General features: G+C 60.9%; 19 protein-coding genes. 7 read left to right on the top strand and 12 right to left on the bottom strand.

Features of this window, described 5'->3' with window-relative positions:
- Window positions 1-717 (top strand): AsmA-like C-terminal region-containing protein (locus AB5Y85_RS19865; RefSeq protein WP_368222014.1); only part of this gene is annotated, 717 nt, incomplete at its 5' end.
- A gap of 54 nt (window positions 718-771) precedes the next feature.
- On the opposite strand, the gene AB5Y85_RS19870 is transcribed toward AB5Y85_RS19865, so the two are convergent.
- The gene (locus AB5Y85_RS19870) at window positions 772-1,680 is read right to left on the bottom strand and encodes a bifunctional GNAT family N-acetyltransferase/hotdog fold thioesterase (RefSeq protein WP_101530375.1); all 909 of its coding nucleotides are present in this window, start codon (window positions 1,678-1,680) and stop codon (window positions 772-774) included.
- Window positions 1,681-1,731: 51 nt separating this feature from the next.
- On the opposite strand from AB5Y85_RS19870, the gene AB5Y85_RS19875 reads away from it, so the two are divergent.
- Window positions 1,732-2,412, top strand: coding sequence for a spermidine synthase (locus tag AB5Y85_RS19875; protein ID WP_240533787.1), 681 nt, complete (start codon window positions 1,732-1,734; stop codon window positions 2,410-2,412).
- On the opposite strand, the gene dtd is transcribed toward AB5Y85_RS19875, so the two are convergent.
- The 5 genes from dtd to AB5Y85_RS19900 form a co-directional block, all read right to left on the bottom strand.
- Window positions 2,401-2,838, bottom strand: coding sequence for a D-aminoacyl-tRNA deacylase (gene dtd / locus AB5Y85_RS19880; protein WP_368222016.1), 438 nt, complete (start codon window positions 2,836-2,838; stop codon window positions 2,401-2,403). The genes AB5Y85_RS19875 and dtd overlap by 12 nt on opposite strands.
- An 86-nt stretch (window positions 2,839-2,924) precedes the next feature.
- Window positions 2,925-3,797 carry a virulence factor BrkB family protein gene (locus AB5Y85_RS19885; protein ID WP_005340664.1) on the bottom strand — a complete coding sequence of 291 codons (873 nt, stop codon included), beginning with the start codon at window positions 3,795-3,797 and terminating at the stop codon, window positions 2,925-2,927.
- A gap of 176 nt (window positions 3,798-3,973) precedes the next feature.
- Complete coding sequence (locus tag AB5Y85_RS19890; RefSeq protein WP_139739763.1) at window positions 3,974-5,215, bottom strand: malic enzyme-like NAD(P)-binding protein; 1,242 nt, start codon at window positions 5,213-5,215, stop codon at window positions 3,974-3,976.
- Between the two features lie 254 nt (window positions 5,216-5,469).
- Window positions 5,470-6,696, bottom strand: coding sequence for an aromatic amino acid transporter (locus tag AB5Y85_RS19895; protein ID WP_368222018.1), 1,227 nt, complete (start codon window positions 6,694-6,696; stop codon window positions 5,470-5,472).
- A gap of 169 nt (window positions 6,697-6,865) precedes the next feature.
- Window positions 6,866-8,299, bottom strand: a complete 1,434-nt coding sequence (locus AB5Y85_RS19900) for a DUF2867 domain-containing protein (RefSeq protein ID WP_110304285.1) — start codon at window positions 8,297-8,299, stop codon at window positions 6,866-6,868.
- An 86-nt stretch (window positions 8,300-8,385) separates the two neighbouring features.
- On the opposite strand from AB5Y85_RS19900, the gene AB5Y85_RS19905 reads away from it, so the two are divergent.
- A complete protein-coding gene (locus AB5Y85_RS19905) occupies window positions 8,386-8,514 on the top strand; it encodes a hypothetical protein (RefSeq protein ID WP_368222020.1) in 129 nt (42 codons plus the stop codon).
- Between the two features lie 71 nt (window positions 8,515-8,585).
- Complete coding sequence (locus AB5Y85_RS19910; RefSeq protein ID WP_368222022.1) at window positions 8,586-9,677, top strand: hypothetical protein; 1,092 nt, start codon at window positions 8,586-8,588, stop codon at window positions 9,675-9,677.
- A 66-nt stretch (window positions 9,678-9,743) separates the two neighbouring features.
- On the opposite strand, the gene priA is transcribed toward AB5Y85_RS19910, so the two are convergent.
- Window positions 9,744-11,951 carry a primosomal protein N' gene (gene priA, locus AB5Y85_RS19915; protein WP_368222024.1) on the bottom strand — a complete coding sequence of 736 codons (2,208 nt, stop codon included), beginning with the start codon at window positions 11,949-11,951 and terminating at the stop codon, window positions 9,744-9,746.
- Window positions 11,952-12,098: 147 nt separating this feature from the next.
- Between priA and rpmE the strand changes: the two genes are divergently transcribed.
- Window positions 12,099-12,314 (top strand): 50S ribosomal protein L31, encoded by a 216-nt coding sequence (gene rpmE, locus AB5Y85_RS19920; protein WP_005340673.1) that lies wholly within the window; start codon window positions 12,099-12,101, stop codon window positions 12,312-12,314.
- A 100-nt stretch (window positions 12,315-12,414) separates the two neighbouring features.
- Here rpmE and AB5Y85_RS19925 read toward each other — a convergent pair whose 3' ends face one another.
- Window positions 12,415-13,065, bottom strand: a complete 651-nt coding sequence (locus tag AB5Y85_RS19925) for a chromophore lyase CpcT/CpeT (protein ID WP_005340675.1) — start codon at window positions 13,063-13,065, stop codon at window positions 12,415-12,417.
- 122 nt (window positions 13,066-13,187) lie between these two features.
- Window positions 13,188-15,041 carry a methyl-accepting chemotaxis protein gene (locus tag AB5Y85_RS19930; protein WP_368222026.1) on the bottom strand — a complete coding sequence of 618 codons (1,854 nt, stop codon included), beginning with the start codon at window positions 15,039-15,041 and terminating at the stop codon, window positions 13,188-13,190.
- 146 nt (window positions 15,042-15,187) lie between these two features.
- On the opposite strand from AB5Y85_RS19930, the gene rraA reads away from it, so the two are divergent.
- The gene (rraA, locus tag AB5Y85_RS19935; RefSeq protein WP_005340678.1) at window positions 15,188-15,673 is read left to right on the top strand and encodes a ribonuclease E activity regulator RraA; all 486 of its coding nucleotides are present in this window, start codon (window positions 15,188-15,190) and stop codon (window positions 15,671-15,673) included.
- 269 nt (window positions 15,674-15,942) lie between these two features.
- Here rraA and AB5Y85_RS19940 read toward each other — a convergent pair whose 3' ends face one another.
- The 3 genes from AB5Y85_RS19940 to AB5Y85_RS19950 all read right to left on the bottom strand — a co-directional run bounded on the left by AB5Y85_RS19940 (window position 15,943) and on the right by AB5Y85_RS19950 (window position 18,502).
- Window positions 15,943-16,617 (bottom strand): 7-cyano-7-deazaguanine/7-aminomethyl-7-deazaguanine transporter, encoded by a 675-nt coding sequence (locus AB5Y85_RS19940; RefSeq protein ID WP_005340680.1) that lies wholly within the window; start codon window positions 16,615-16,617, stop codon window positions 15,943-15,945.
- Window positions 16,618-16,776: 159 nt separating this feature from the next.
- Window positions 16,777-17,064, bottom strand: a complete 288-nt coding sequence (locus tag AB5Y85_RS19945) for a DUF3630 family protein (protein ID WP_368222027.1) — start codon at window positions 17,062-17,064, stop codon at window positions 16,777-16,779.
- A 10-nt stretch (window positions 17,065-17,074) separates the two neighbouring features.
- Window positions 17,075-18,502: a YdiU family protein gene (locus AB5Y85_RS19950; protein ID WP_368222028.1), complete on the bottom strand. Its 1,428-nt coding sequence runs from the start codon at window positions 18,500-18,502 to the stop codon at window positions 17,075-17,077.
- 105 nt (window positions 18,503-18,607) lie between these two features.
- Here AB5Y85_RS19950 and AB5Y85_RS19955 point away from each other — a divergent pair, with 105 nt between their 5' ends.
- Window positions 18,608-18,910: a cytochrome c gene (locus AB5Y85_RS19955; RefSeq protein WP_005340687.1), complete on the top strand. Its 303-nt coding sequence runs from the start codon at window positions 18,608-18,610 to the stop codon at window positions 18,908-18,910.
- The last annotated feature ends 68 nt before the right edge of the window (window positions 18,911-18,978 follow it).

Genomic DNA, 18,978 nt, shown 5'->3' on the forward strand with positions numbered 1-18,978 from the left:
AGTGGCCAGTGGGGCCGCGAACCGGGCCAGAGCAGCCGCCTGCAACTGCAGGCGACCAAGCTGGATCTGCAGCAGTGGGGCAAGATACTCCACTCCCCGGTCTCCTTTGCCGGCAAAGCGGACGTGAGCGCCGATCTGCAAGCCGAACATGGCAAAACGGCGGGCGAGTGGCGCCAGACCCTGCAGGGGAGCTTTGCCCTCGATGCCGACGAGCCTTTCTGGGACAAGGTGAAGATAGATCCGCTGCTGGATGAGTGGTTCAAGGGCGCGACCCCGCCCACCCTGACGCCGGATCAGCTGTGGCAGGCGATGCAGGAGGGTGACACCCCCTTCTACCGTATCAAGCTGCAGGGCAAGATCGACAAGGGGCAACTACAAGTCGAGCAGGCTGGCGCCTCCACCATCACTCATCTGCTGGCGCTGCAAGGGGGGATCGATCTGGTCAACGAACAGTGGCAGCTCGATCTGGGGATCCTCAACGGCAACCGCTGCGCCGAGCTGCTCGGCCAGTGGCGCGGGCCGCTGACGGAACCCACACTGGCCTGGAGCTTCCCGCAGAAGCAGGACGCCTGCGGCTGGGAAGTGGGAGTACGCTATCCGCCGCAAGGCAACAGCGCCCCGCTCTGGCGACCGGCTCCCGCGCCGAAAGCCCAAGCCCAAGCCCAAGCCCAAGTGCAGACCCAAGCCGGGCCGACAAGCAACAGCCAGCAGGGGTAAAAACAGACAAGGCCTCATGATGAGGCCTTGTTGTTTGATGGGGAAATGGCGCGGTTACTGGCCCGGACGGCGGGGCGGCTGCACCACGTAGTGACCGCAGAACTCCGCCGCCAGTTTGCTGCCGCTGAACAGCTGGATCTTGAGGCTGAAGGTGGCAGGCTCACCCCGTTTGAGCGGCTTCAGCACGGCGGGCATACCCTCGCGGGCCACTCGCGCCTCCGGCTCCTCATCAACAGGGCCATGATATTTGATGGTGCTCTCGGCCAGCACCGGCTCGCCCACCAGCCCCTCCTCTTTAAGCTGCAGCCAGATCAGCCCCCAGCCCGCCAGCACGCACTGGCTGTAGACACTGCCGGCGAACATGCTGCCATGCACGTTGAAGTTGGCCGCCAGATTGGCCTTGAGATGGAAGGTCTGGCCATCGTAGTGGCTGATGTGCATCCCCATCTTCTCGCTGATGGGCACCCCGCGCGACCAGCGGGTGGTGAGATCCTGACACCACTCCGGCCGGTACTGGATAGTCTGCAACGGGCTCAGGGATTTGATCATCTGGCGATGGGGAATCCGACCAAAGGAGACGGGGCCGCCCCCCACTTCGAGAAAACCGCACTTGCGATAGAACTCCACCGCTTCCTGACGGGCGTTCATCACCAGCCGTTTCACCTTCTCGCTGCGGGCCAGCTGCTCGAGATCCTCCACCATTCGGGCGCCCAGCCCCTGGCCGCGGTATTCGGGACGCAGCGCCATAAAGCGGATCTGCGCCTCGTCGCCGCCGATAAAGAGGCGGCCCACCGCGATGGGGGTACCATCGGGTGCCAGCATCAGCCGGTGAATGGCGACCGTGTCGTATTCGTCCCGCTCGGAACCGACGGGCAGATTGAAGGGCTTACGCAGAAGTTCCCAGCGCAACTGGTAGTAGGCATCCAGCTCGGCGACTGTCTGAGGGGTGACTACCCGGTACATAGTTTCATCCTTGAGTTACACTGGTCGGAAACCATCTTGCCGTGCAAATTCATGGACTTCAATCTGCAAGCGTACCAAGCCGATCACTTGTTGCACCTCAGCGTCAAACCCCAGCGCCGCCTCACGGTACAGGAAAATGACCAGCACCGCTGGCTGGAGATAGACGGCGTGGTGCAATCCGCCATGTCGCTCGCCGACCCCGCGACCCTCTGTCTGCCCCATCAACGGGTCATCGCATGCCTGCTGCCGGAGCAGGCCACCCGGATCCTAGAACTGGGTCTGGGTGGCGGCGATCTCACCCGCCATCTGAGTCAGCGCTGGCCCGATGCACGCCACGAGTGCGTTGACCTCGACGAAGAGGTACTGACCGTTTATCAGCAGTTTTTCCAGTATCAGGAGAGCGATGAACACGCCGCTCCGGCACTCCATCAGGTCGATGCCCTCGCCTTTTTGGAGCAGAGCGAACAGCAGTACGATCTCATCCTGCTCGATCTCTTCAGTCAGGATGGCAACCCGCTGCTGCTGTTTCAGGAGCGACTCTACCGGGCGCTGGCTCCCCGCCTCTGCGGCACGCTGGTGATCAACCTGCTGCCACGCACCGCGCTTGAGCTAACCCACGCCCTGACGCTGATCGAACAGTGGATTGGCCCGGCAACCCCCTATCCGGTAGCGGGGCTTATCAACGTGATCGTCCACGTCACACCGCGGGACGAAACATCCTCAGACCTGTAGCCAGAAGGTCGTTGGCCCCTCGTTGACCAGCGCCACCTTCATGTCGGCGGCAAAACGGCCGGTTTCGGTCGGGATGCCGCTGGCTGAAGCCTTGGCCACGAAGTAGTCATAGAGCCGCTCAGCCTCGCTCGGGTGAGCACCGCAGGAGAAGCTGGGACGCATCCCTCGCTTGGTATCCGCCGCCAGCGTGAATTGGGAGACAACCAGCAGACTGCCGCCGATCTGGCTGACATTCAGGTTCATCTTGCCCTCCTGATCCGGAAAGATGCGATAACCACTGACCCGATGCAGCAACTTGTCGGACTTGGCCTCGTCATCCCCCTGCTCTACCCCGAGCAGTACCAGCAATCCCTGACCGATGGCGCCGGTCACCTCCCCCTCGACAGTCACGCTGGCCTCGCTGACCCGCTGAATCAATGCAATCACATCCCTCTCCTTTGAAAACAGAACGACCGCCCCCTCGCAGGGGCGGTCGTCGATGCTACCAATAAACCAGTGGGCAAGGCGATGGCTTAGCCCAGCTCTTCACTGGCTGGCTTCTCGTATTCACCGAGGCAGGCCGTGGTTTCAGCACCAAGCAATACCACCAGCCAACTCAGATAGACCCAGACAAACAGGATCGGGATGGTGGCCAGCGCGCCGTAGATGGCCTGATAGGAGGGGAAGTTGGTGATGTAGATGGCAAAGCCGCGCTTGGCCAGCTCGAACAGGGTCGCCGCTACCAGTGCGCCGATAAAGGCGTGGATCAGCCGCACCTTGCAGTTAGGCACCACGGTATAGACCAGCAGGAAGGTGAGCACCGAGAAGAGGAACGGCAAGCCGCGCAACAGCAGATAACCGATGCCGAACAGGCTCTCGGCGCCAAACAGCCGCAACGAGAAGATGTAGGAGGAGATGGCGATACTGGCCCCGATAAGCACGGGCCCCAGGGTCAGGATCATCCAGTACATGGCAAACGCCTGCGCCAGCGGGCGGCCCTGGGTCGAACGCCAGATGTAGTTGAGGTTCTTGTCGATGGCGGAGATCAGCATCAACGCCACCACCACCAGCGCCCCGATCCCCACTGCCGTGGTGTTGGTGGCATTGGCGACGAAGCCGTCGATGTACTCCTTGAGCATGTCTCCCGCAGTCGGCACAAAGTTGTGGTAGACGAACTGCTCCATCGCCTGCTTGAGGCTCTGGAACACCGGGAAGGCGGACATCATGCCAAAGACCACGGCGATCATCGGCACCAGCGAAAGCAGGGTGACATAGGCCAGATAACCGGCGGTAACCGTCAATCTGTCCTGCTGGAAACGGCCCCAGACAAACTGGGCAAAGTGGCGACCATCATGGCGCAAGAAGGAGAGGGCGTGGGCCAAACGGCCGCTGACAGGCTGCTGCATCTTGATTCTCGTTAGCGTCATAGTGGCAATATTGTGTCAGAGGAGAGCGCTGTTTGACCACCTTTGAACCCGATTTGCCTCCATCTGCCCCAACCTGTCACCCGGCTGGCGTCTCTGGCTGTCGTCAGAAACAGAAATAAAAACGGCCCCGCTATGGGGCCGTTTGCAACGCCGGATTACAGCATGTAGTCCGCGGGCAGCTCGATGCGGGCGACGCCGGAGGCCACCGCTGCCAGCGCCACGGCGCGGGCAACCCGTGGCAGCAGACGGGCATCCATCGGCTTGGGAATGACGTAATCCTTGCCGAAGGCGAGCTCGCTGACCCCGGCGGCGGTCAGCACCTCGGCTGGCACCGGCTCCTTGGCCAGCGCGCGGATCGCCTCGACCGCGGCAATCTTCATGGCATCGTTGATGCGGCTGGCGCGGGCGTCGAGGGCACCGCGGAAGATGAAGGGGAAGCAGAGCACGTTGTTGATCTGGTTCGGGTAGTCGGAGCGGCCGGTACCCATGATAAGGTCACTGCGCACCCCGTGGGCCAGTGCCGGTTTGATCTCCGGATCCGGGTTGGAGCAGGCGAAGATCACCGGATTGGGTGCCATCAATGCGACCGCTTCGGCGGGCAACACATCGGGGCCGGAGACACCGACAAACACATCAGCCCCTTCGATGACATCCATCAGGGTGCGTAGCGGGGTCTCGTTGGCGAAACGCTGCTTGTACTTGTTGAGATCGCTGCGGCCGGTGTGAATCACCCCCTGACGATCCAGCATGAAGATGTTGTGCGCTCTGGCGCCGCACTTGATCAGCAGATCCATACAGGCGGTAGCGGCAGCCCCCGCCCCCATGCAGACGATGCGGCTGTCACTGATGAGCTTGCCCTGGATCTCCAGCGCGTTGAGCAGGCCGGCGGCGGTGACGATGGCGGTGCCGTGCTGGTCATCGTGGAACACCGGAATGTCGCAGCGCGCGATCAGCGCCTCTTCAATCTCGAAACACTCCGGCGCCTTGATATCTTCCAGATTGATGCCACCGAAGGTATCGGCGATAGCCGCCACCGTGTCGATAAACTGCTGGCTGGTCTCGTGCTTCACCTCGATGTCGATGGCGTCGATGCCGGCGAAGCGCTTGAACAGCAGGGCCTTGCCCTCCATCACCGGCTTGGAGGCCAGCGGCCCCAGATTGCCCAGACCCAGAATGGCTGTACCGTTGGAGATGACGGCCACCAGATTGCCCTTGCCGGTATAGCGGTAGGCATCGGCCGGGTTGGCGGCGATCTCGCGCACCGGCTCGGCAACACCCGGGCTGTAGGCCAGCGCCAGATCGCGGGCGGTTTCGGCAGGCTTGGTCAGGGCGATGGCAATTTTGCCCGGTACGGGCTGGGCGTGGTAATCGAGTGCTTCTTGACGCAGATCGGACATGGGGGACCCCGATGTGGTTGGTGCAAATGAGGTGCCGACAGGGGGCACGCAGAAGGGCGGGGATCATAAAAGAAAGCAGGGGTCATTCCCAGCAGATCATGCTACTGCCAGCCAGATCAGACCAGTTATTTCAGCACCTTACCCCACTCACACCTACCACTTTAGTTATAGATCCTGCTGCGTGGGGTAAAAATGGCGCAAAAAGGGCGGCAAGTTGGCCTTGCCGCCCTTTCTGTCAGAGCTGTAGACCTGACTCAGTTGCCCAGATAGACCGGCAACAGATTTGCCATCGACAGGAAGTGGAACAGCGCGGTCGCCAATCCGAACAGGATCAGCAGCCAGGCCATCAGCTTGCCGCCTGGGGTAACGAAGTGGGGTGTCACTTCGCCCCGCTCGGCCCGCGCCCGGGTGCGCAGCACCAGCAGTGCCGGGATGATGCAGGTCCAGATGGTGGCGGCGGCACCGGCATAACCGATGGCTAGCAGGAAACCGAACGGGAAGAGCAGGGAGAGCACCAGCGGCGGCAGGAAGGTGACTGCCCAGGTCTTGCAGCGACCGGCGCAGCTGTTATCGAACTTGAACAGATCAGCCAGATAGTCGAACACACCGAGCCCCACCCCGATAAAGGAGGAGAGAATGGCCGCCATGGAGAAGCCGTTGATTGCGCTGGCCACCTTCTCCGATTCAATGACCCCGGAGAGGGCGGAGAGCAGCACACTCACGTCACCTCCCTTGGCAATCACGGGAGCAAAATCCTGACGGGGCAGGTTGCCGAAGATCCCCAACAGCCAGAGCACGTAGAGCGCCAGCGCGATCAGGGTTCCCCCCAGAATGGCCCATCTGGCCTGCTGCTCGTTCTGGTAGTAGGCACGCAGGGAGGCCACCGAGTGGTGATAGCCGAACGAGGTGAGCGCTACCGGCAGCATCGCCATGGCATAGGGAGCGTAGCGGCTCTCGCTGCCAGCCAGATCGAGCAGGGTCGGCAGCTTGATACTGCCGAGCAGACCGGCCACACCGAGGGCGAAGCTGAGGATCATGAAGGCGATCAGCACCACCGAAATACGGTCAACGGCGCGGGTCGAGTGCCACACCACCGCAGAAAAGAGCGCCACAAACAGCACGGATGCAAGCTTGCTGTCGATCCCCAGAATCCCCTGCAGGATGGCACCGGAGGAGGTGATATAGGCGTAGAGCAGAATGCCGCCAACAAAGTAGACCGAGAGGTTGTTGAGGAGATTGAGCTTCTCCCCCAGCAGCTCGCGAGTCACGGTATTGAAGGAGACCCGCATATCGTGGTGCTGGAAGGATTCCAGCAGCATCCAGCCGGAGAGGGTCATCATCACCATGGTGACGGTCAGCGCCAGCACCGACCAGAGGGTCCAGGCCCCCGCCCCCGAACTCGGCAGACCGAGCATGCCGGCCCCCACGCAGACGCTGGCAATGATGCAGGCGCCCCCCAAAATTGACGGTTTTTTCTTCATAATCCCTTCTTTTTCTGACTGATTATCTATCCGCGGTAAACAAGACCGCGGCATGATGCCAGCCTTTGCCATGAGACGCCTACCACTATCTGCCATAACAGGGTATGGCCGCCGCATAAAAAATGCCCCGAACGGGGCACTCTATCAGCGGGAATGATGTGAAGAGGGGTTAATCCATCACCGGGATACCTGCCCTCGCTTCGGCCTGACGGGCGATGGCTTCGGTCATCCCCTGAAAGATAAAGAGGTGGAACGGCAGCATGGCGAGCCAGTAGGCCAGCCCCCAGGCGCCCTGCGGGTGCCAGTGAGCGGTGACCCGGATGCGGGTCAACCCGGACTCCTCCGGCAGGATGTTGAACTCCAACCGCCCGACGCCCGGGGCCTTCATGTTGAACAAGAGATCGAGCCTGCGCCCCTCATCCACCCCGAGGATCTGCCAGGAGTCGAGCATATCACCCTTCACGAAGCGATCGGGATTGGTGCGGCCACGGGTGCGGGCCGGGCCGCCGATCAGATGATCCATCCATTCGCGCACCACCCACAGCTCGTTCATGTAGAAGTAGCGCTGCTCACCCCCCAGCTGCTGCAACACCTGCCACACCACCTCGGGAGAGGCTAGGCAGATGGCCTCGCCGCTGGCGGTGCGATCGTAGAAACCATATTCGGGATGGCGCCAGCGCAGGCCGAGCGGCGTCTCCTGCCCCTGCTGTTCGGCACCCAGCTTCTGCTCCAGCGCCAGACTCTCCGCCAGCGCCTCGTCGAAGCTGAGCAGGGTCTGCGGCAGCAAGGCGCGCAGCGGGCCGTCATCGGCTGGAATATCGTGCTTGAGACCGCCCACCAGCGCCTTGGCCACCGGCTGCGGCACAGAGGTGACAAACTGCAGCCACCAGGCGGAGAGGCGCGGACTCAGAAACGGAATGGGAATGATGGGACAGCGCTTGCCGATATGGGCGGCGAACTTCTGCAACTGCTGTTGATAGCTGAGCAGCTCGGGGCCGACCGCATTGAAGATGCGGCCATCCACCTCGTCGGCTTCCACCAGCCCGCCCAGATAGTGAAGCAGGTTGGACAGCGCAATCGGCGGCGTGCGCGAGCGCACCCATTTGGGCGTCACCATCATCGGCAGGTTGAACACCAGATCCCGCATCACCTCGAACGCCGCCGAACCGGGCCCGATGATGATGCCGGCGCGTAGCTCAACCGTCGGCACGCCAGATTCGCGAAACAGCTCGCCACAGTGGCGGCGGGAGTTGAGATGGCGGCTGTTGCATTGCTCGGGCTGGATTGCCCCGAGATAGATGATGCGGCGCACCCCGGCAGCACGGGCGGCGGCAGCGAAGTTCTTTACCCCCTGCTGCTCCAGCCGGTGAAAATCGGCCCCCGCCCCCATGGCATGCACCAGATAGAAGACGGTATCTATGCCCGCCAGCGCAGGCAGCAGGGTGATGGGTTTGAGGCTGTCGGCGAGGCGAAACTCGACCCCCTCAGGCAAGCGGCAGGGACGGCGCGCCCCGGCAATCACCCTGTAGCCCAAGGTTTGCAGGTGGGGCACCAGATAGGAACCGATATAGCCTGCCGCTCCCATCACCAGACAGTTACGCATGAGTGCAGCCCTCAGCATCATTGATGCAAGGGGCGCCAGACAGAAATCCACCATAGCCCGCCACGTCCATCACCAGACAATTTCTCATGCAATTCTCCCTATCCTCACCGATGCCGCTTGTCAGCCAGAGTGCGCCGCGCTACCTGAAAATGTTCAGCTACAGCGCCACCATCCAGTCTCTTGCCATCCTGCCACGCCACCACCTTGCAACCTAGTACTAACCACCTCCCTGATTAGTCCGATTTGGTGTTAAGCCCTGCTCATTCTCTGGTCGATAACTGACCAGATGTATAGCACCGAGGGCGAACGTATGCGCATCGATCACTACGACCTCCAGGGGGAGGTGCAATACCGGCAACAGCAGGTCCAGAGCCGCAAGGTGCGCAATCTTGGGCCAGTGCCACCCGCCGTCAATCCACCGGAAGGCAACAACACGGCAGTGGCCGGCGAACGCAGCAGCACCCTGACCCTCACCAGCGCCCTGACGCTGCAAACCGCGAGGCAATCCGCCGCCAACCAGCAAGCGGCAACAACTCCCGCCCCGCCCGCAGCGGACGTCGGCAAAGAGCAGAATGGCATTCCCGACGATGGACTGGATAACCGCCAGCGGCTGATCAAGCTGATGATTGAAGCGATGCTGGGCCACGAAATCGAGCTGCCCAAGCCGATCAAGCCCACCGAAGAGGGGGGCGAAGGGGTGACCCAAGGAGAAGCCACAGCTCAGGCCGCCGAGCCGGATCAACTGATGGAGGTGACAGACACCCTGCTGCAACAGGAGCAGCTCAAGGTGGTGGCGTCAGCCAGCGTAGCGACTCGGGATGGTCAGACTATTCAGCTCGATCTCGGCTTTGTGCTCGACTGGCGCCAGCTGGAGGTGAGCCAGCGGCGCACCTCCCTCAATGCCCTCAAGGATCCGCTGGTGCTCAGTCTGGATGGCAAGATTGCCGATCTGACCGAGGCACGGGTCAATTTCGATATCGATCAGGATGGTAAGGAGGATAGCCTGCCGAGGCTGCGGGAAGGGAGCGGCTTTGTGGCGCTGGATCGCAATGGCAACGGCACCATAGACGATGGGGGCGAGCTGTTTGGTGCTCGCTCCGGCAATGGCTTCGGCGAGTTGGCCACCCTGGATGAGGATGGCAACGGGGTGCTGGATGAGGGGGATAGCCAGTTTTCAGCCCTGCAGTTCTGGCATCCGGAGCACGCACCTATCGCACTGGTCGAACTGGGGATCGGCGCCATCCTGCTGCGCCCCCTCGACACCCCCTTCAACCATCTGGGGGAGAGCGGCAATCAGGGGGTGCTGCGCCAATCCGGCCTCTATCTCACCGAACAGGGTAAAGGAGGTTGGGTGCAGCAGATCGATCTGCGGGTCTGAGCCTTGAAATAAAATCACCCATCGGTCGCTGACGATAACTGCCAGCGACCGGCGCCGGTGCCACCATCAACTCAGCTCGGTGGGGTCGATATCCAGACTCCAGCGCACCCTCTTGGTCTCAGGCCAGCCTTCCAGCTCCTTAACCGCCCAATCCAGCAGTTGGGCCAGCGGTGCCCGGTTCGGCCCCTGCACCAGCAACTGCATGCGGAACTTGCCAGCCTTGCGCTCCATAAAGCCGCTGATGGGCCCCAGCACCTGAACGTGGGGATAGCGGGCGCTGCGCAGGGTATCGGCGAGGCGGGCGAGGAACAGCTGCACCTCGTCACGGCCATTGGCCTCGGCGCGGAACAGCCCCTGATAGCTGAAGGGTGGCAGCCCCAGCAGGCGGCGCTCTTTCAACGCCGTATCGGCGAAGTGGCCGTAGCCATTCTGGGTCAGATCCTGCAGCAGGGCGTGCTCCGGATGGTGGCTCTGCAGCACTACCAACCCGGGTTTGCTGGCGCGACCGGCGCGGCCCGCCACCTGGGTGTAGAGCTGGGCCAGTTTCTCGGCGGCGCGAAAATCGGCGCTGAACAGGGCACCATCCACATCCAGCAGACCCACTAGCGTCACATCCGGGAAGTGGTGGCCCTTGGCCAGCATCTGGGTGCCGATCAGGATCTTGTACTTGCCCGCCTTGATGTCGCCGAGATGGGTCTCCAGCTCCCCCTTGCGACGGGTGTTGTCCCGATCGATGCGCACCACCGGATATTGCGGGAAAACCGTGGTAAGCAGCTGTTCCAGCTGCTCGGTGCCCACTCCCGATCCGATCAGTTCGTTGCTGCCACACTCGGGGCAGTGGTGGGGCAAGGGGCGCACGCTGTCACAGTGGTGGCAGTGCAGCCGTCGTCCGGCCTGATGCCAGGTGTACCAGGCGTCGCAGCGCTCGCAGGCGGCGCTCCAGCCGCACTGGTGGCAAATCAGAGCCGGGGCATAGCCACGGCGGTTGAGAAACAGCATCACCTGATTGCCCGCCGCCAGATGCTCTGCCATCAGCTGCTCCAGCTGGGGGGAAAGCCCGGCCTGCAACCGCACGTTTTTGATATCGAGGATCACCTGACGGGCGGTCTGGGCATTGCCGGCGCGGCGAGTCAGGGTGAGGTGGTGATACTTGCCGGTGCGGGCGTTGTGCAATGTCTCCAGCGACGGGGTAGCCGAGCCAAGCAGGATGGGGATACCGGCACGATGAGCCCGCATCACCGCCAGATCTCGCGCGTGGTAGCGAAAACCGTCCTGCTGCTTGAAAGAGCCGTCGTGCTCTTCGTCGATGATGATGATGCCGAGGTTGTGAAACGGGGTGAACACCGCCGAGCGGGTGCCGATCAGGATGGCGGCGCCGCCGTCGCGGCAGGCGAGCCAGGCGTCGAGCCGTTCCCGATCGTTCATGGCGGAGTTCATCGCTACCACCGGCACGTTGAAGCGGCGCCGGAAGCGGTTGATGGTCTGCGGGGTGAGACCTATCTCCGGCACCATCACCAACGCCTGCTTGCCCGCCTTGAGCAAGGGCTCAAGGATGCTTAAATACACCTCGGTTTTGCCGGAGCCGGTGATGCCATCCAGCAGGAAGGCACCGAACTTGTCGCTCTGGCTGGTAACGGCAGAGACAGCCAGCGCCTGCTCGCCATTGAGGCGCAGCCCCTCCCCCGGTTCAAAACGGGCGGCCCAATCGCCGTCGTGGCTCGGCTCCAGCGAACGCTTCTCCAGCAGCCCCTTCTTCTCCAGCGCGGTGAGAGCGGCGCTCTGGATCTCCTCCTGCTTGAGGGCGGAAGGGGTCTGCGGCCCCTTGCGCAGCAAGGCGAGCGCTTGCTGCTGCTTGGCCGCCCGCTTGAGCTCGTTAAGGTCGATGGCCATGCCAGCCTCAGTAGCAAACCAGAACTCCAGTTCACGATAAGCGGCAGGCTCCCCCTTGCGCACCAACACCGGCAGGGCGTGGGGCAGCACTTCCCCCAGCGGATGCTGATAGTAGCTGGCGCTCCAGTTCATCAGCGCCAGAATATCCGGCCCCAGCACCGGCGCCGCATCGAGTACACGTTTGATGGGCTTGAGCTTGTTGCGGGGCACCTGGCTGTCAACCGGATGATCCACCACCAGCCCGACCAGGGTCTGGGGACCGAAAGGGATCTCGACCCGGCAACCGGGGGCAGGTAACGGCAGGGGAGAGAGATAGTCGAAGTGACGGCGTAACGGTACCGGGACAGCGACACGAACCAGATCCAGCGTTTGGGAAAAATTCACCAGGGGTTGCCTATTTTTTCTGCGAAGCCACTTGCCTGATCTCAGGCATTTCCTATATTATTCGCAGCCTTTGAAACTGTGTTCAACAATCGTGTGGTGTCCGACAAGAGATCGGATGGCGACACGGCCTATTAATTGAGGTTGTCCATGAAAGCTGGTATCCATCCTGACTACGTAGCCATCACCGCCAAGTGCTCTTGCGGTAACGTCATCAACACTTTCTCTACCATCGGTAAAGATCTGAACCTGGACGTGTGCTCCGAGTGCCACCCGTTCTACACCGGCAAGCAGAAAGAAGTTTCTAGCGGCGGCCGCGTAGACAAGTTCAACAAGCGTTTCGGTGCGATGACCACCAAGAAGTAATTTTACTTCTGAAGAATTCTGAAAAAGGCGCCCAATGGGCGCCTTTTTTACGATCCCTGTTTTTCATCCTTCATGTTCCCGCAGCCAGACGCACTCGCCCCTACTGGCCAAATCCTTTGGAACGACGCAAATAGACATAGCCCTCACCCGGGCTGCCCCAGCGCGGACTCCCTGCGTTGTCATAGGCGCGATCCAGCAATCTGACGCTGTCGGGGCCAATCCAGATATGCTGCACCAGCGTCGTGGCACCACCAAAATCGGTGGAGCAATGGCCCACCCGGGTGTGACCGGCATATTCGCCGGAGGGAGTGCGTGTCAGCCAGATCTCGCAACCGTGGCGCAAGGAGAGCTGCTGTGGGGTCAGGCTGTCGAGCAGGGCGGGATCATGCCAGGCACCGGCAAAATCGGTGGCACGGGGCATGGTCAGTTCGGCCATCAGGATCCGCCCGTCAGGGGCGGGTGAGAAGCGATAGATGCGCTGGCGGAAAGGACGGACGGAGCGCAGACTCAGGTACTGCTCGGCATAGACCCAGCGATAGCCCTGATAGCCGGGCCAGATCTCCATCAGGCGCAGCTCGGCACTGGTAAAGCGGCTGTCGTAACTGGCCTGCTCCCGGCTCGTAAAGGCCCCGTTGAACCAGCTGAGTAGCGGCTCCATACCGGGCTTGAGTGGGGTAGCCTGAGGCGCCGAGCCTGCCAACACCAGACAGGAACAGAGCAGCCCGAATACGGCCACCAGCAACTTTGCCATCGAATCCTTCCGAATCATCATAGTGGCGGCGATTATATGAGCGAATTACCCCAATAACAGCCACTACGATCAAATCATTGCCACTCTGGTGCAAAAACCTCACAAGGATGCCAGTCCGCTCACTAAACCCGATATTTTGCCACCGCCTTGTTGAGCAGCTGGGCCTGCTCGTTGAGACCCTCGCTGGATCTCGCATTTTCCTCTGCCATGATGCTCGACTCCTGGGCGATGTCGCGGATGTTGTTGACGTTGCGGTTCACCTCGTTGGCCACCAGACTCTGCTGTTCTATAGCCGCAGCAATCTGGGTGCTCATGTCCATGATGTTGGTAACATCCTGAGTGATCTGCCCCAGCAACTCCCCTGCGGTACTGGCCTGATCCGAGCTGCGGTTGCCCTGCTCGCGGCAGGTCGCCATCACCTCGACGATGCTGCCGGTCTGTTTCTGCAGCGAGCTGATGATGCCGGCAATCTCCTGGGTCGATTTCTGGGTACGGATGGCCAGATTGCGCACCTCATCGGCCACCACCGCAAAACCACGCCCCTGATCTCCTGCCCGAGCTGCTTCGATGGCTGCGTTGAGGGCCAGCAGGTTGGTCTGCTCGGCAATGCCGCGGATCACATCGAGCACGGAGCCGATGGTCTCGCTCTCTTTTTGCAGCTGGCTCACCTCGCGGGATGAACTCTCCAGATTGCCCGCCAGCGAGCGGATCTGCTCGACAGTATTCTCGACCGCAGCCCGCCCCTCCATAGCCTTGTTGTTGGTCGCCTGCGCATTGTTTGCCGCCTGCTCGGTGTTGCGGGCGATCTCTTCGATGGTGGAGCCCATCTCGGTGGACGCGGTCGCCACCATGTCGGTCTCCTGCAGCTGGCGCGCCGCCCCTTCACTAGTGCGTTTGACGTTGGCCGAGAGGTGATCAGCCGCTTCGGTCAGGGTGTGCACGCTCTGCTTCACATCGCCAATCAGGTTGCGAAACCCGCCCAGCATCACGTCGAGATTACCTGCCAGCTGGGCCATTTCATCTGCCCCGCGCAGCTCTATCTTCAGGCGCAGGTCATTATCCTGACGAATGCGGTTGACGGTATCATTCACCTGAGTAATGGGGCGGTCGATGCTGCGCCCCAGCAACACACTCATGATACCGATCAGCACCACAATCACCCCGCCACAGACCAGCATCAGGCTGTTGAGGCGAGCGCTCTGCCGCTCCAGCTCAGCGACAATGTGCTGATCGACGGCGGCAAACCCCTGTTCGGTCTGATGCACCAGATCCCGCATCTGGTTGCGCAACCCCTCATCCTCTTTCAGCCCCAGTACCTGCATCCCCTGCACCAGCGCCACAAAGTCCTGCCGGTACTGCTTGCTGGCCTGCTCCAGCTTGCCGCGACCCGCCTCCGGCAAAGTGGCAAGGCTATCCTGAAAACTCTTGTGCAAGGTCTCGAAACGCTCCAGATACTGGATATCGGAACGCAGCATGAAGTCTTTCTCCGCCCGCCTCAGTTGCAGCATGGTGATGAGCAACCCCTGCTGATCCAGCTGCTTGAGCCCATTCTCCACCTCATGCACCGCCGCTCGCAGCTTGCCATAGAGCCCCTCCTCCGGCCCCAGACCAATCTTCTGCTGCTGGGCCACCAGATCGTTGAAGGCTTTGCCATAGCCGCTGATCTGCTGATCCAGTCTGGTCAGCTCCCCCTCGACGGCCGCCAGATTGTCATCGGTCACCAGCTCCCGATTGTGCTGGTGAAAGTCTGACAGCCCCTGATTGAAGCGCTCGACGAAGGCCATATCCTTGCGGATCAGAAAATCCTTCTCGGCCCGCCGCAGGTTGAGCATGGCGATCTCCAGCTGGTCGATATTGCGCTGGGCTTCGGTCAGATGACGGTGCACCTGGCTGGAGTAGATAAACAGGCCGCTCAGTACCAGCATGGCAACGGCAACCAGCACGGTATTCAGGATCAACTTATGACGGATAAGCACGATGGACCTCTCGCAAACAGACAGTGAACTGCATTGAGCTTATGCAGAAAAGCGGCGACAGGTGATCTGTGCAAGGAATATTCATTGAAATGCCACACCCACTCCTTATACTGGTTGCACCTGTTTCCAGCCGTGGATTTGACACTATGGAATACAATACTTCTGAACTGTGCGACATCTATCAGGACATGGTGGATGTGCTTGAACCCATGCTCTGCTCCTTCGGCGGCCGCGCCTCTTTCGGCGGCGTCATCACCACCGTCAAATGCTTCGAATCGAATGGTCTTATCCGTGAACTCGTCAAAGAGAACGGACTGGGACGCGTCTTACTGATCGATGGCGGTGGCTCCATGCGCCGTGCCCTGATCGACAGCGACATCGCCACCACGGCGGCCGAGAATGATTGGGAAGGGATTGTCTGCTACGGCTGCGTCCGCGAAGTCGATATTCTGGAAGATCTGGATATCGGCATTCAGGCACTGGCAGCCATTCCGGTCGGTGCCGACAGCAAGGATGTAGGGGAGACCGATCTGCCGGTCAACTTCGGTGGCGTGACCTTCCTGCCTGACGACCACCTCTACGCCGATACCACAGGGGTAATCCTCTCCCCCGAGGCACTCGATATCGAGTAAGCCACAAACAGCGTGACGACGGGAGCCTTGGCTCCCGTTTTTTATGCCTGCAACTTGCTGAAAAATGACAAAAAAGAGGGCCAGATAAACTGGCCCTTAACTGGAAGCAATGTGAGCAATGTCGTGCCTTCACAAGAAGTCCATCACGTTGGAACGAATGAAGTCTTTCCCGGAAAACAAGTTAACAATAATCATTCTCATTTAACTAGGCAAGCGCTATTTGCAGAAAGTGCAAAAAAATTGACCACCGCGAAGGGTGGTCAATCTGGTCAGGCTTGCCGGGTGGCCGTTTGCAGGCTGGATAATCCGGCCTCGCCCACCAGCTTGCGGCTGAGGTAGCGCAGCAAGACACCGTAGAGCGGCACGAACAAACCAAGACTTATCAGCAACTTGAATACGTAATCGACGGTTGCGATCTCGACCCAGTGCTCTGCCATGAAAGGATCTGTCGTGCGCCAGAAGGCCACACTGAAGAAAGCGATGGTATCGACCAGATTACCGAACAGGGTGGAGGCCGCAGGTGCAATCCACCACTGCTTGAGCAGACGCAGCCGGTTGAACACCACCACATCCATGAACTGCCCTACCAGATAGGCCATAAAGCTGGCCAGCGCGATACGAGCCACGAACAGGTTGAACTCGGCCAGATGACCAACGCCCTGGAAACTCCCTTCAAAGAAGAGTACGGAGAGCGCATAGGAGACCGCCAGTGCTGGCAGCATCACGGTCTGGATAATCTTGCGCGCCAGACCGGCACCGAAGATCCGCACCGTCAGGTCAGTGGCGAGGAAGATAAACGGGAAGCTGAACGCACCCCAGGTGGTGTGGAAGCCAAACACGGTGATCGGCAGCTGCACCAGATAGTTGCTGCTGGCAATGATCAGGATGTGGAACAACGACAGGCGAACGAGCGCCGTTTGGTACTGCGCAGGGGTCAGATTCATCTTGTGACCTTTTTGGTTAATGGGGTTAGGGAACCCATATCGCCACCATTGGCGATAATCGAGGGGCGAGATTATACGCCCCAAAACCGATAGTTCAATCTTTATGCGATTACGCTCATCCAGGTTGGCCAGTGGTAGAGCTGGCCTTGTGGTCGATATTCACGCCTTGTGCTGTCTGGCGAGCCAGAGCAGCGCCTCCCGATCCGCCGGGCGCACCGCCTCCAGCCAGCAGCCGCTGTAGTGTTCGTACTCCAGCCGAAACTGGCTCCCTTCAAACTCCAGCAACCAGCTATGGCGGTCGGCCCCCGCATCCTGCTCGAGCGGCTGCAGCTCCCAATCTCGTAGCAAGGCCTGCGCCAACAGCGGAAACGTGTCCCAGTCGAGTGCTGGGCAATCCAGCGTAACCACGCCAGCTTCGCTATCTACCTGTTTGATTTGCCAACTCATTCCGTGTCTCTCAGCTACTGCAGGAGAGCTCACCACCGCAATACCATGCCGGAGTCGGGGTGGCGAGATCCTCATATTCGGGTTGTTCATCAAAGGGACGGTGCAAGGCGGCGAACAGCCGCTCGAACGGCCGCATATCCCCTGTGTCGGCGGCGTCGATCACCTGCTGGGCCAGCGCATTGCGCAGCACATACTTGGGATTGATGACATCCATCTGCGCCTTGCGCACGGCATCCTCGCTGCCTTCGCGCATTAGCCGCGCCCGATAGCTCTCCAGCCATGCCTGCCAACCCAGTGGTTCAGGCAACAGGACCAGCAGAGACGCGGGCCACGCCCCCTCTTGCGTCACCTCACCGAGACGACGAAGGAACAGGTGGTAATCCACCTTGTGGGCCGCCAGCAACCGGAACAGCTCGCGGAACAGAGCCGGGTCATCCTCCTCCCACACCGCCAGCCCGAGTTTGGCCCGCATCAACTCGGAGTAGTGCAACATCAGCTGCTGCTCGTACTGGGCCAACGCCGCAGTCAGTGCATCACCGTCTACATGGCCAGCCAGCGCCTGCGCAAGCTTTTGCAGATTCCAGTAACCGACCGCGGGCTGCTGATCCAGCGCGTAGCGGCCCGCCGGATCCGAGTGGTTGCAGACAAAATCTGGCACATAGGCATCGATAAAGCCGTAGGGGCCATAATCCAGCGTCAAGCCGAGCAGCGACATGTTGTCGGTGTTCATCACCCCGTGACAGAACCCCGCAGCCTGCCATTTGGCAATCAACCGCGCGGTGCGGCGCACCACTTCGGCAAACAGTTCGGCGCCACTCTCCAGCTCGGGGAAGTGGTGGCGCAGCAGATAGTCGATGAGTGGCGGGATCTTCTCTCCCTGCCCGCTCCAGGCGAAATACTCGATATGGCCGAAGCGCAGATGACTGGGGGCGGTACGCAGCACGGTCGCCCCGGTCTCAACCTGCTCGCGATAAACGGGCTCCTGACTCCCCACCAATACCAGCGCCCGCGTGGTCGGGATGCCGAGAGCATGGAGCGCTTCGGAGGCGAGATACTCGCGAATGCTCGAGCGCAGCACGGCGCGGCCGTCACCAAAGCGGGAAAACGGCGTCTTTCCTGCCCCCTTCAGGTGCAGATCCCAGCGCTGACTATCCGGCGCCTGCTGCTCACCCAACAGCAGCGCGCGACCATCCCCAAGCCGGGGGCTATAACCCCCGAACTGATGGCCCGCATAGACCTGCGCCACCGGCTGCATGCCGGGCAGCACTTTTCCCTCACCACAACAGGCGATCCAGTCAGCCTCGCTGACGCCTCCCAACCCCAACTCATCCAGCAAAGCCCGGTTGAGATGAAGCAACCGGGGTTGCTGCAGCGGCTGGGGGACCACGGGTTCACAGGCCCAGGGCAGCTCGGTCGCAAAAGTGTTGATCAACTTCATGGTTGTGCCATTCGTCCCTGCGTATGCTCGTGTCACTCTTTATACTGCCGTCAGCCATGCTTGCGCTAACTGGCGACCATCATTTTTCAATTCAAGGAGAAGAAGATGCAAAAATGGGTATATGCCCTGCCCTTGCTGGCACTGGCGTGGGGTCATCAGGCCAAGGCTGCAGATATCGAGGCAGGCAAGGCCAAGGCGGCGGTCTGTGCCGCCTGTCACGGGGTGGAAGGCAAGGCAATGATCCCCAACTATCCCCATCTGGCGGGTCAGAATGCCGCCTATCTGGTGAAACAGTTGAAAGCCTTCAAGGATGGCACCCGCAAAGAGCCCTTGATGGACCCCTTCATGGCGCCGCTGACCGATGCGGATATCGACAATCTGGCCGCCTTCTACGCCAGCCTGAAATAACCTCGCGTCTGGCCCTTGGTTCTTCCGAGCCGCGCTTACCGTGGTCGATTAGGCTGCCTAATCGACCC

It is taken from the genome of Aeromonas sp. R3-1, assembly GCF_040908345.1.
GTDB classification, from domain to species: Bacteria; Pseudomonadota; Gammaproteobacteria; order Enterobacterales; family Aeromonadaceae; genus Aeromonas; species Aeromonas veronii.